Genomic DNA, 12,369 nt, shown 5'->3' with positions numbered 1-12,369 from the left:
ATAATGATCAATAAATATTATATATTTCAATTAAATAATTAAGTGAAATATTGATTTTTAAAAGGCACAGGAGTGCCGAAAAGTAGAAAGAGCATTATGGATACGATCAGTTCACAACAACACCAGGTAGAAGGTGGAAACGAACCCAAGCAAAAAGTCTGGATTCTGGCCTTTATCTTCTCATTTTTGGCATTACTGGTTGATGGTGCTGATATTGCATTATTAGCCTACAGTCTGACCAGTCTGAAACAAGAATTTTCATTAAGTAATATGCAGGCCGGTGCCTTGGGAAGCTGGACACTTGCAGGCATGGCTATCGGCGGTTTTTTTGGTGGCTGGGCATGTGACCGTTTTGGCCGAGTTCGTGTTATCGTCATTGCCATTGCATTATTTTCTTCATTAACCTTCTGGTTGGGATTCGTGGAAAGTTATGATCAGTTCAAATGGCTGCGATTTACGTCTGCGATTGGACTAGGTGCTCTATATATTGCCTGTAACACACTCATGGCAGAGTATGTACCCACCAAATATCGCTCTACAGTATTGGCAACGCTCATGACTGGCTGGACTTTAGGCTCGGTGGTCGCAACTGTTCTGGCTGGATGGTTATTACCTGAGTTTGGCTGGCGATACCTCTATTATATTGCCATTATTCCAATTGTACTGGCTTTCGCGATGTACTTTTTGGTGCCTGAACCGAAAGCCTGGTTAGAAGCACGTCAGGCCCGACTGGATGCAAAAGCCAGTGGCATTGTGCAGGAAAAGCCCAAGAACACTTTCAAAATGATTTTTGAAGATGCACTCAGCCGTCGCATGTTTATCCTCTGGTCCTTCAGTACCGCATTTTTACAGTTTGGCTATTATGGAGTCAGCAACTGGTTACCGGCCTACTTAGAGACTGATCTGGGAATCAAGTTTAAAGAAATGACCATGTATATGATCGGAACTTTCCTGATCATGATGTGTACCAAGGTTATTGCCGGTTTTATCGCTGACCGGATTGGCCGTCGTGCGGTATTTGCTTTCGGCACCATGGGTACTGCGATTTTTATCCCTGTGATTGTCTTTGGTAATACGCCGGATAACATTCTCTGGCTGATGTTATTTTTTGGTTTTCTCTATGGTATTCCATACGGTATTAATGCGACTTACATGACAGAAAGCTTCTCCACCAAAGTGCGTGGAACAGCAGTGGGTGGTGCCTATAACGTCGGCCGACTGGGTGCTGTATTTGCACCTCTTACTATTGGCTATTTTGCTCAAGGAGGCTCAATTGGTACGGGCTTACTGATTATGGGGATTGCCTATTTTCTTTGTGGCCTGATACCCGCTTTCTTTATTAAAGACCGCTTATTTGATCCGCAAAAGGCAGATTAATCTGCACTTGCAATATAGATAGAACATGCTAGGAAGCAATATGATGAATAAAATCACACAGGATATCGAGACAGTACTCAAGCAAATTCCTGATGGTGCACACATTATGACCAGTGGTTTTGGCCTGGCAGGTCAGCCGGTAGAATTAATCGAAGCATTAATTGATCTGGGTCCTCGAGACTTAACCATTATTAACAACAATGCTGCTTCTGGAGATCGTGGTCTAACCAATCTGCTGTTGTCTGGACTGGTTAAAAAAATGATCTGTTCATTCCCGCGGGCCAATAACTCAACCGTCTTTGAAGACCTGTATAAGGCAGGAAAAGTTGAACTGGAACTGGTGCCACAAGGCAATCTGGCCTGCCGTATTCAGGCAGCCGGTGCAGGCTTAGGAGCTGTTTTTACTCCAACCGGTTTTGGTACCAAAATTGCTGAAGGTAAAGAAACCCGAAATATCAATGGAAAAGATTATGTGCTGGAATATCCGATTCATGCTGATTATGCCTTGGTATATGCCAATCAGGCAGATCAGTGGGGCAACTTGACCTACCGTAAGGCAGCACGGAATTTTGGTCCGATCATGGCCAAAGCAGCAAAAACCACCATTGCACAAGTGCATCAGATTGTGGAACTGGGAGAGCTTGATCCAGAGATCATCGTAACGCCGGGAATTTTTGTACAGCATGTGGTCAAGGTTGGAGATATTAAATGATGAATATTCAAAAACGTAGCCGTGAACAGATTGTGGCTAAAGTGGCACAAGACATTCCAGCTGGCTCTTTTGTGAATTTGGGTATTGGTTTACCGACACGCGTGGCTGGTTATTTAAAACCTGAACAAGGAGTAATTCTGCACTCGGAAAATGGCGTTTTAGGTTTTGCTGCCTTGAATGATCCTGAACAGGCAGATGATGACCTGATTAACGCCGGTAAAGAACTCGTAAGCATGCTACAAGGTGGCAGTTTTATGAATTCTGCGGACTCTTTCGATATCATGCGAGGCGGGCATCTGGATATCTGTATCATGGGTGCCTTTCAGGTTGCTATTAATGGTGATCTGGCGAACTGGCATACCGGTAATGCTGATGCTGTACCTGCTGTAGGCGGTGCAATGGATCTGGCCGTGGGTGCTCGATGTGTCTATGTCTGTATGGAGCATATGACCAAAAACGGTGAAGCAAAAATCGTTGAAGAACTAACTTATCCTCTAACAGGTAAGCAGTGTGTCAACCGCATTTATACCGATCTCTGTGTGATTGAATTAAAAGATGGCCAAGCTCAGGTTATTGAAATAGTGGATGGCTTAAGTTTTGAGGAGTTGCAAAGGAAGACTGGCTGTAAATTAGTGGACAGTCGTCAACAAGCAGCCTAAAAATAAGACATCAAAATTTGAACGAGTGAAACATAATTTCAAATCACAGCTTTGGCTGTGATTTTTAAACTTTAATATTAATATTTTTTACACATAAAATGAGGCATATTTCGCACTTTTAAGATGTACATATAAACTTTTGCTAATGATTATCTTAAGAATAAGTCTAAAATGTTAACAAGCTAAGGAAGGTGATAGTCTGAATGCATAATAATTGTGATGATCAAGATATTTTTCATATTTTTAATCTGATTGGCCGCCATACTGAACTCAAACCTATTCTCGACATTATTAGTCAATGGCTGGAATCGCGTATTCCAGAGGCGCTTGTCACAATTATGCTCTATAGAGAAGACACGCAAACTTTAAATGTTATAAGTGGCCAGCAGCATTTCTCAAAAGAGTACTGTAATGTCATCCAAGATTTAAAGATTGCTCCTGATCGAGGAACCTGTGGCGTAGCTGCTTTTTTGCGTCAGCTCGTCATTAGTCCAAATTTAATGAAAGATCCAAACTGGCAGTCCTACCGTGCTGTGGTGAATGCAGAAAAGCTGTCTAGTTGCTGGTCTATGCCGATTATAAATGCCTCAGATATTTTATATGGCACTTTTTCGACCTATTATCGGGCACCCAAAATACCGACAGAACAGCATATTGAGCTTTTGCAACAAGCGGCAAAATTAGTGGCCCTCGCAATCGAACTTGATCAGGAGCGTCAAAAAAGACAGGAGCTTAATGAGAAATACTGTTCTTTTTATACTTATCATCCCCATATCATTTTTGAACTTGATTTACAGGGGCATATGCTTACTACCAATATTGCTTGCGAAGAAATTACAGGATTTTCTAAAGAGCAAATTTGTGGCCAGCATTATTGTGCTTTTATACCACCTGAATTTCATGAGCTGGCCAACTTTTCATTTATAGAAACGCTGCAAGGTAAATCTCAACATTTTGAGCTTCCAATCTATAATGTTACTGGAGATATTTTATGGCTGGATTTGACCAATTTACCGATTATACAAAATCAGAAAGTTACCGGCGTTATTGGCATTGCGCGGGATATTACTTTATCCCGTAAAAACAAGGAGGATCTGCGTTTATTAAAACGGGGAGTAGAAGCCAGTCCGAATAGTCTTTTTATTACTGATGTTTCAGAAGAAAGGTTAATGGTGTATGTGAACCCGGCTTTTCTCAAGCTCACAGGCTATACAGAAACAGAAGTTTTAGGGCAAGGCTGTTTTTTCCTGCAGGGTCCAGATACTGATCCGGATCAAATTTCATTACTCAAGCAAGCCGTCAAAAAACAAAAAGAAATTCAGGTCACCATAAAAAGTTATTGTAAAGATGGCAGCTGGTTCTGGAACCGTTTAACCCTAGGTCCTATTTTTGATCAGACTGGAACCTGTACCCATTTTCTAGGAATTCAGGAAGATATTACCCAGCAACTTATTCACGAAGAATATATCCGGCATCAGCATACCCATGATTATTTAACCGGCTTGCCGAACCAGCATGCATTTAAGCAAATTCTGGAAAATATTTTTGAAGTACAGCATGAGAGTTCAGAACCTTTGGTGCTGCTATATATAGACCTGGATGACTTTAAAAATATTAATGACAGCTTGGGTCATCTGGTGGGGGATCAGATTCTTAAAAGTGTGGGTGAGCGGCTGCAAAAATTTATTCAAGACGATAACGTGCTATGCCGCTTTGCTGAAGATGAGTTTATCTTACTGCTTTCAGGAATATATGAGTCATCTGAAGTGGAGGCGATCGCTGGAGAAATTCTTGAGCTTCTTTCCATACTTTTTGTTATTGATCAGTACAAAATACATTTAAGTGCCAGTATTGGTATTGTGGCGGATGACAGCTCAATCCAGCATTCATCTGAACTGATCTATCAGTCTGTTTTGGCAATGCAGGAAGCCAAAAGACAGGGGCGTAATATCTGGCAGTGGTATGAAAAAAACAAAATGCAGCCTGTCGCAGAAATAGATTATACCAATCTGCGTCTGGAACTTATGGAAGCGATCAATCAGGAAAATTTCGACCTGTTCTATCAGCCGCTGGTTCATCCTGAAACTGGACATGTAACAGGTGTGGAAGCCTTAATCCGTTGGTGTCATCCGCAACAGGGTTATATTTCCCCAGCAATTTTTATCCCTCTTGCAGAAAGAACCGGGCAGATTATTAGTGTAGGCCAGTGGGTGCTGGAAAAGGCCTGTTTAGATATTGCGCACTGGAACAAGAAACATAATAGCCAGATCACGGTATCGGTGAATATTTCTCCCTTACAATTCCGTAGAGCAGGCTTTCTACAGGTACTTGAACATGCGCTTCAACTCAGTCAATTACCGCCGGAACTACTTAAAATTGAAATTACGGAAGGTGTCATCATTAATGGCGCAGACCGAACCATAGAAATTTTAAAAGCGGTGCGTGCTTTAGGCGTACAGGTTGCCATTGATGACTTTGGCACAGGTTATTCGAGTCTCAGTTATCTGCGTCGCTTGCCGATCAATCAAATCAAGTTAGACCGTAGTTTTATTGAAGAGCTGACCCTCGATGGTCAGGATGCTGCAATTGTGCAATCCATTATTCATCTAGCCCATCAGCTGGATTTGGAAGTTGTCGCAGAAGGGGTCGAAACCTTAAGTCAGGCCAGTTTGCTCTATCAACAGGGCTGTGATTTGCTACAAGGCTTCTTTTATGCAAAACCAGCACCTTTAACTGAATTGAAATCTGTTTATCTCGCAATGGAAAATAGTAAATTGAATTAACTCTAAAAAGTTAAGATATCAATATTTTCAACCACTCTTCAGAGAGAAAGGAAATGTTAAACAGGCCTCAAAATTTTTTCTATTTTTATGAGCGTATCATCTTTAGAATTTGCACTTGATATAGAAAGCGGGATAAAAAAATAAGCTTTTAACCTCTAAAGGTTTTTAACAGTATTTAAGGCTCAGGCTGAATATTGGCTAAATTTCTTTCTTGGTTTAAATCATAATAGTTAATCACAAAGATCAAGAGGGCAAAAATAAAACCTAAAATGACACAGGCAGACCAGCCATAGCTTTTCCATAAATGCAGCGATAAAAATGCTCCCAGACCGGCACCTGAAAAATAACAGGTCATATAGATGGCATTAATCCGCGAGCGTGCCTGCATTGAAATTCGATAGACCAGATTCTGGTTCAAGACATGCAAACAGGAAATTCCAAAATAAGCCAGAATCAAGCCCAGGATATAAATCCATAAATAGTTCTGGGCAAAGAATAAGGGAATCCAGGCCAGAATCAGTCCACATGTGGCCAGGTGCGCAATCCATTTTTCCCGATGTCTGCCAATCATTTTACCAGTCCACTGAGAGGACCAGATGCCGACCACACCCACAATACCCATGAGACCAATCTGGAAATCATTAAAATGATACGGTGCTTCAGCCAGAATAAAAGTCATGGTAGTAAAGATAATACTCAGCATGCCAAAACCCAAACCTCCGATCATACTACGCCGGATCAGCATGGGTTCTGTTCGGGCAAAGGTAAATAGTGAGCGATAAATTTGCAATATATTCATCTGCAACTGGCTCTTGGTGCTCGGCAACTGGAACCACATCGCCAGACTTAGCAGAAGAATTGCACAACCACTAAATAGGTATACCGCATGCCAGGACCATAAAGTAGAAATCAGTCCGGCTACGGTACGGGCAAACAGAATACCCACCAGAACACCACTCATGAGCAGGCCAACGACTTCGGCACTTTTATCACGTTGCGACAGGCTGGCGGCAAAAGGAATCAGAATCTGGGTGGTAATCGAACAAAAAGAGGCGAGCAGAGTAAAGCCATACAACATATGCAGATTGGTACTGGCTGAAAGCCCAATAAGTGCCAGTCCGGTACAGAACATTAAACTGCAGATGTACAGCCGTTTTTCGAACAAATCCCCCAGAGGGACAAACAAAAATAACCCGGTGGCATAGCCAATCTGGGTCAATACTACAGTCCAGCCAGACTGGGCTACACTGATCTGCAGATCCTCTGCAATAGAATAAATCAAGGGCTGGTTAAAATAATTACAACCTGCGCAAAGTGCGCAGGTCATTGCCATCATGAACATGAAACGGCGTGAAATTTGCCCTTGGGCTGACATCCTTGTCTCCTGAGGCCTTAAAAACTATAGTTGGCAGAGAGGTTGATACGCGAAATATCTGCTTCCTTATTGTCAAAGGTTTCACGCTTGCCATGATGATATTCTGCACCCAGATTAATCTTTGGAACAGGAGAATAGATCACGTTAGCCACATAGTCGGTTAAGCGCTTATTGGCTTCCGGATTGGCTTTAGCATAATCGCTAGAATCATCAAAATCGACCACACTGGCTGCAATACTGCTACGCCATTTCGGTGTGAATTTATGCGTAAATCCGATATTCAAACTGTTAAACTCATTCAGTAAAAGTTCATTATTGGCTGTATCAACCGAATAGTCGCCACCCCAAGCTGCACCGTCAACCGTAGAACCTTGAATTAAAAAGGCAGCAATACGCTGATCGCCTACTATATGGAAATAATTGCCCTGAATAGAGTTTCTATCATCAAAACGATAACGTCCACCAGCACCAACCCCCCAGCCAACTTTCTCGATATCACCTGTCGCGGTTTGCGCCTGCTTTTCATTGATAAAGCCTTGAGCTAACAGATGTAGCGGACCGGATTGATGTACAAATTTGGTGGTTAAGGCAGGTAAGGCAGAGGAGCGATCACCACCGGCCATATATTCCAAGCCGACATTCCAGGTATTTTCCGGATCAAGCTTAAACGCATAACTGACCTGGGGAGTACGTAAGATCGAACCACCGAGCAATAAACTGTAGTCTACCGCATCGGTGCTAATTTCCGGCGTAGACATGAGTGACCAGGCCTGACCAAAAGTCCAGTTATAATATTTAAAATATGCATGACGGATACGGAGGCCACCATCACCTTTGCCATTGTTGGTCCAGAAATCAGCTTCCAGACGTGCGGAAATATTCGGATTACCTCCCAGATCTTTGGCCAGAAAACCAATACGGCTGGCGGCTGCAGTGAAATCGGAACGGACTGAATCAGGTTCAGTAAAAGGCACTTTATTGATCTGGTTAATGGTACGGCCACGGGTTTCTGGCGTACTCTTAAAATCAATCGCGCCATCCAGACGGATCATTCCATACACATCCACATTGTCCATCATGCTACTTAAACTTTTGGATTCTGCTACTTTAGACTGTTCCTGCTGTACTTTCAAAGCAAGCTGCGATTGTTTTTGCTGTTCCAGTTCGGACTGAATCTGTTTGAGCTGTGCTTCTAGAAACTGGATACGATCTTCCGATACTTCTGCTGAAAGTACAGTTCCTGATGCAATACCGCACAATGTAGCTAAAACTAATTTTTTCATTTCTTAATCCCTAAAGAAACTTTTAATCCTGAATGAAAGGAAACCTTTCTATACGTGTGGTCAATAATTGGAGAAAGAGGAAGACAGCAAGTTGTACTGTCTTCCGGAGAGTATTTATTCTGCTTTTTGCGGATCGTATAAACGGTCTTTAATAAACAGGGCCGGAATTAAGCCGCAGAAGAAGTAGGCAGCGCCCATCACCATCAAGCCAGTTCCAATTGAGCCATGCATGGCCAGATAGCCAATGGTAATCGGGGCAAAAATGGCACCGATCCGGCCAATATTGAATGCACCACCCACGGCTGTTCCACGAACTGCAGTCGGGAAGCTTTCAGTTAAATAGGTTGCATTAATGGCATATGGAATGCCGTACAGGAAACCAAAGATCAGCATCAGTACACCGATGTTATCTGGAGTGTGCATGTAGACCACGACCGGAATGAACAGCGCAGTTCCCATGGTGCCGAAAGCAAACACGATACGACGGCCGATCTTGTCAGCAACATAGCCCGCAATGATTTTGGCGAATATCATGGTCAAGAAAGTACCAATCATATAGATCGCCATTTCCTTGAATTTGATACCTAATTCAGCTTCCAGATAACTTGGCAGCCAGTTACTTACACCGAAATAACCGAATAAGAGAAAACCTGAGCTGAATGACCATAAGATAAACATTCTGCCGTGGGTTTTATCTTTTAAAATGGTGATATATGGATTGCCTTTTTTCGCATTATTATCCACGATCTGGCCAGTTCTTTTCATTTCCCGAACACGTTTCCACGATTCTGGTTCAGGCACCATAAAGTGCATGAGGATACCGAGTGCTAAAGGTGCAATCGTAATCCAATACAGCATACGCCAGCCGAACTCAGGAATAATCCAGCCTGAAAGCATGGTAATCACCAGAGAACCCAGAGTGAAGCCGGTCATCAATGTTGCCAGCACTGTGGTACGGTATTTGGTAGGCACATATTCAGACATCAAGGTATTACAGGCAATATACAAGCAGCCCAGACCTAAGCAGGACAGAGTACGTAACATTGCAAATTCAGTATAAGACTGCGCAAAACCTGAGTAGGCAGACAAGATCGAGAAGGCGATGGTTGCCAGTACAATGACGCGGACACGTCCAAATTTGTCGCATGCCCATCCACCAATAAAGCCTCCAATCCCCATACCTAAAAGAGAATAACTTCCCAAGGCCCCCGCCTGTACAGAAGTTAGGCCCCATTCCGCTTTAAGACTGGTCAGACTAAAAGCCAGAATCCCGATATCTGCACCGTCACAGAGCAAAATCAGAAAAGCAAAGACAAAAGCCGTCATCCATAGACGTTTTGGTGCCTGTTTGATGGTATCCGTGGAGGAGACATCGGTTTTATTGTCTCCTGTTACGATGGTATCGCTTGTCATTCTTATATCCTCTATATATTCAAAGTAGCATTTCCTCTGCTACCGCTAAATCCATTTTTCTTCCTCACGGAAACATAGTTTTCCTGATTTAACAGACTTGCTCTACACACAACAGCCGCTGCATTTATTATCAGGCTACATTCGATTTTTCACGCTTTACGCTAAATCAAAATCATCTCATTACTGGAAAATTTGATTTCGTAAATTACTTCTAAGTTCTGCCTTATGGTGATTATTCATTGAAATGAATAACCAGATTGCATTTAAAATAATTAATTCCGTATTGCGAAATTAATTAATCATAAAATGAGAAATTGAACAAGAGTTTTTACTCTATTTTTATTTAAAAATAACTTTTTTGAATTCTGGGGTTAAAAATCCTTGATTTATAGCTTGAGAAACCTTAGTTTTATATAAAATAAAATTTCGCTATACAAAATAAATGGAGATTTTAATGGAACAGGTAGTTCAAGTAGAACAAGTTTCAGCACATGTAGCGATGGTTAAAATTCATCGACCAGAAGCGAAAAATGCCTTGAATACAGAAGTTCGCCAGAAACTTGCGGCGGCTTTTCTGCAACTGAATGATGATGAAAATGTCCGTGCCATTATTCTTACCGGTGGTGAAACAGATTTTGCAGCAGGCGCAGACCTGAAAGAACTGGCCAATGCAGAAACCATCCAGATGATGCAGCGTCGGACTGAACGTTACTGGCAGGCGATTGCACAATGTTCCAAACCGGTGATTGCAGCTGTAAACGGTTATGCACTGGGTGGTGGCTGTGAACTGGCCATGCATGCAGACATTATTATTGCCGGGAAAAGTGCCCAGTTTGGTCAGCCTGAAGTAAAAGTGGGTGTCATGCCGGGTGCAGGTGGTACCCAGCGCTTATTCCGTGCAGTTGGCAAATTTCATGCCATGCGCATGATCATGACCGGTTGTCTGGTACCTGCACCGGAAGCCTATCAAATTGGCCTGGTGTCCCAGGTGACTGAAGACAGTGAAACCCTTGCAACTGCCATCAAGATGGCAGAAGGGCTGGCAAAAATGCCACCAATTGCCTTGGAGCAAATCAAGGAAGTGGCTTTATTGGCCGAAGATGTGCCGCTCAATGCCGGACTTACCCTGGAACGTAAGTCTTTCCAGATGCTGTTTTCTTCAGAAGATCAAAAAGAAGGCATGCAGGCCTTTATCGAAAAACGTAAACCGAATTATCAGGGACGATAAGCATGAGTATTCAGATTCAAAAAATTGGCATTATTGGTGTAGGCACGATGGGTGCAGGTATTGCCCAGATCGCGATTCAGTCTGGTCATGATGTTGTACTGTTTGATGCCAAAGAAGGGGCAGCCGAACAGGCACAGGACAAACTGGCCAAAACATTAAATACCTTGGCAGATAAAGGTAAATTCAGCCATGAAAAAGCCGCTGAAGATATTGCTCATCTGTCGACTGCGCAGCAGCTAGAAGACCTGAAAGATTGTGACTTAATTGTTGAAGCGATTATTGAAAATCTGGAAATCAAGCAAAAATTGATGCAGCAACTGGAAGGAATTATAAAACCAGAAGCGATTCTGGCATCCAATACATCTTCATTGTCGATTAGCGCAATCGCCGCCAACTGTAAGCAGCCAGAACGTGTTGCCGGTTATCACTTCTTTAATCCGGTACCACTGATGAAAGTGGTCGAAGTGATTGAAGGCTTTAACACCCGTGCTGACATTATTGAAGCATTAACCCAGCTCTCGACAAAAATGGGTCATCGTCCGGTCAAAGCTAAAGATACGCCAGGGTTTATCATTAACCATGCCGGCCGTGCCTTTGGTAGCGAAGCCTATGCAATTCTGAATGAAAATGTCACACCATTTTATGATATTGACAGGATCTACCGTGACGGAATCGGTTTCAAGATGGGGCCGTTTGAATTAGGTGATCTGACCGGTATGGATGTCTCGCATCCGGTGAGTGAATCGATTTATCACCAGTATTATGAAGAAGCACGTTACCGTCCAAGCGTGATTACCCGTCAGCGTTTTATTGCCAAGCAGTTAGGTCGTAAAACCGGTAAAGGTTTTTATGATTACACCTCGGGCAGCAAAGTAGGTGATGTGGCTCCAGCATTGGTTGAAAAACTCGATCAATATCCAGCAGTCTGGCTAGGCACAGAATATAGTGAAGACCGTCAGGCACTTGAGCAATATCTGCAACAGTTCAACATTCAGATTGAGCAAACTGAGATACCTTCAGCAGAGGCTTTAATCCTGATTGCCACTTATGGTGAAGATGCAACATCAGCCGCTGTTCGTTATCATGTGGCACCTCAGCAAGTGGTGTGTATCGATCTGCTATATGGTCTGAATAAACACCGTACCTTGATGCCAACTTTTGTCACCCAACCTGAGCTAATAAAAGCAGCCCAATCGATTTTCAATCTGGATGGTATGACCGTCAGCGTAATTCAGGAAAGCGTCGGCTTTGTGGCTCAACGTGCTTTGGCAATGATTGTGAATCTCGGCTGTGATATTGCCCAGCAAGGCGTTGCAACGGTAGAAGATATCAATATCGCAGTGAAACTAGGCCTTGGCTATCCATATGGCCCTATTGAATGGGGGGATGTACTGGGTGCTGAAAAAATCCTGAAAATATTAGACCGTATGACTGCGATTACCCGTGACCAGCGTTACCGTCCAAGTCCTTGGTTGCGTCGCCGTGTTCAGCTTGGTCTGCCTCTTGTTCATACAACAAATTAATTAAAAAGTTAAAGGA

General features: G+C 42.9%; 9 protein-coding genes. 6 read left to right on the top strand and 3 right to left on the bottom strand.

Features of this window, described 5'->3' with window-relative positions; translation table 11 throughout:
- The first annotated feature begins 96 nt into the window (after positions 1-96).
- The 4 genes from H9629_RS06195 to H9629_RS06180 all read left to right on the top strand — a co-directional run bounded on the left by H9629_RS06195 (position 97) and on the right by H9629_RS06180 (position 5,531).
- The gene (locus H9629_RS06195; RefSeq protein WP_064096769.1) at positions 97-1,377 is read left to right on the top strand and encodes an MFS transporter; all 1,281 of its coding nucleotides are present in this window, start codon (positions 97-99) and stop codon (positions 1,375-1,377) included.
- Between the two features lie 40 nt (positions 1,378-1,417).
- Positions 1,418-2,089 carry a 3-oxoacid CoA-transferase subunit A gene (locus tag H9629_RS06190; protein ID WP_064096770.1) on the top strand — a complete coding sequence of 224 codons (672 nt, stop codon included), beginning with the start codon at positions 1,418-1,420 and terminating at the stop codon, positions 2,087-2,089.
- Positions 2,089-2,748: a 3-oxoacid CoA-transferase subunit B gene (locus H9629_RS06185; RefSeq protein WP_064096840.1), complete on the top strand. Its 660-nt coding sequence runs from the start codon at positions 2,089-2,091 to the stop codon at positions 2,746-2,748. The genes H9629_RS06190 and H9629_RS06185 overlap by 1 nt, the downstream gene beginning before the upstream one ends.
- Positions 2,749-2,951: 203 nt before the next feature.
- Positions 2,952-5,531 (top strand): bifunctional diguanylate cyclase/phosphodiesterase, encoded by a 2,580-nt coding sequence (locus tag H9629_RS06180; protein ID WP_191730728.1) that lies wholly within the window; start codon positions 2,952-2,954, stop codon positions 5,529-5,531.
- A 175-nt stretch (positions 5,532-5,706) separates the two neighbouring features.
- Here the strand turns inward: H9629_RS06180 and H9629_RS06175 are convergent, their stop codons facing one another.
- The 3 genes from H9629_RS06175 to H9629_RS06165 all read right to left on the bottom strand — a co-directional run bounded on the left by H9629_RS06175 (position 5,707) and on the right by H9629_RS06165 (position 9,602).
- On the bottom strand, positions 5,707-6,906 hold the full coding sequence (locus H9629_RS06175) for an MFS transporter (RefSeq protein ID WP_064096772.1): 1,200 nt from the start codon (positions 6,904-6,906) through the stop codon (positions 5,707-5,709).
- Positions 6,907-6,923: 17 nt separating this feature from the next.
- A complete protein-coding gene (locus tag H9629_RS06170) occupies positions 6,924-8,189 on the bottom strand; it encodes a DcaP family trimeric outer membrane transporter (RefSeq protein ID WP_064096773.1) in 1,266 nt (421 codons plus the stop codon).
- A gap of 114 nt (positions 8,190-8,303) precedes the next feature.
- Positions 8,304-9,602 carry an MFS transporter gene (locus H9629_RS06165; RefSeq protein WP_064096774.1) on the bottom strand — a complete coding sequence of 433 codons (1,299 nt, stop codon included), beginning with the start codon at positions 9,600-9,602 and terminating at the stop codon, positions 8,304-8,306.
- 454 nt (positions 9,603-10,056) lie between these two features.
- Between H9629_RS06165 and H9629_RS06160 the strand changes: the two genes are divergently transcribed.
- Positions 10,057-10,830: an enoyl-CoA hydratase gene (locus tag H9629_RS06160; protein WP_005096905.1), complete on the top strand. Its 774-nt coding sequence runs from the start codon at positions 10,057-10,059 to the stop codon at positions 10,828-10,830.
- A gap of 2 nt (positions 10,831-10,832) precedes the next feature.
- A complete protein-coding gene (locus H9629_RS06155) occupies positions 10,833-12,353 on the top strand; it encodes a 3-hydroxyacyl-CoA dehydrogenase (protein WP_064096775.1) in 1,521 nt (506 codons plus the stop codon).
- Positions 12,354-12,369 lie beyond the last annotated feature (16 nt).

The organism is Acinetobacter pecorum (genome assembly GCF_014837015.1).
Lineage (GTDB): Bacteria > Pseudomonadota > Gammaproteobacteria > Pseudomonadales > Moraxellaceae > Acinetobacter > Acinetobacter pecorum.
The sequence above is the reverse complement of the archived record's forward strand: the minus strand, read 5'-3'. Positions and strand labels throughout refer to the sequence as shown.

Bases quoted from the DNA above. Each gene is read 5' to 3' on its own strand.
- H9629_RS06195 (WP_064096769.1), top strand. From the start codon at position 97: ATGGATACGATCAGTTCACAACAACACCAGGTAGAAGGTGGAAACGAA.
- H9629_RS06190 (WP_064096770.1), top strand. From the start codon at position 1,418: ATGATGAATAAAATCACACAGGATATCGAGACAGTACTCAAGCAAATT.
- H9629_RS06185 (WP_064096840.1), top strand. From the start codon at position 2,089: ATGAATATTCAAAAACGTAGCCGTGAACAGATTGTGGCTAAAGTGGCA.
- H9629_RS06180 (WP_191730728.1), top strand. From the start codon at position 2,952: ATGCATAATAATTGTGATGATCAAGATATTTTTCATATTTTTAATCTG.
- H9629_RS06175 (WP_064096772.1), bottom strand. From the start codon at position 6,906: ATGTCAGCCCAAGGGCAAATTTCACGCCGTTTCATGTTCATGATGGCA.
- H9629_RS06170 (WP_064096773.1), bottom strand. From the start codon at position 8,189: ATGAAAAAATTAGTTTTAGCTACATTGTGCGGTATTGCATCAGGAACT.
- H9629_RS06165 (WP_064096774.1), bottom strand. From the start codon at position 9,602: ATGACAAGCGATACCATCGTAACAGGAGACAATAAAACCGATGTCTCC.
- H9629_RS06160 (WP_005096905.1), top strand. From the start codon at position 10,057: ATGGAACAGGTAGTTCAAGTAGAACAAGTTTCAGCACATGTAGCGATG.
- H9629_RS06155 (WP_064096775.1), top strand. From the start codon at position 10,833: ATGAGTATTCAGATTCAAAAAATTGGCATTATTGGTGTAGGCACGATG.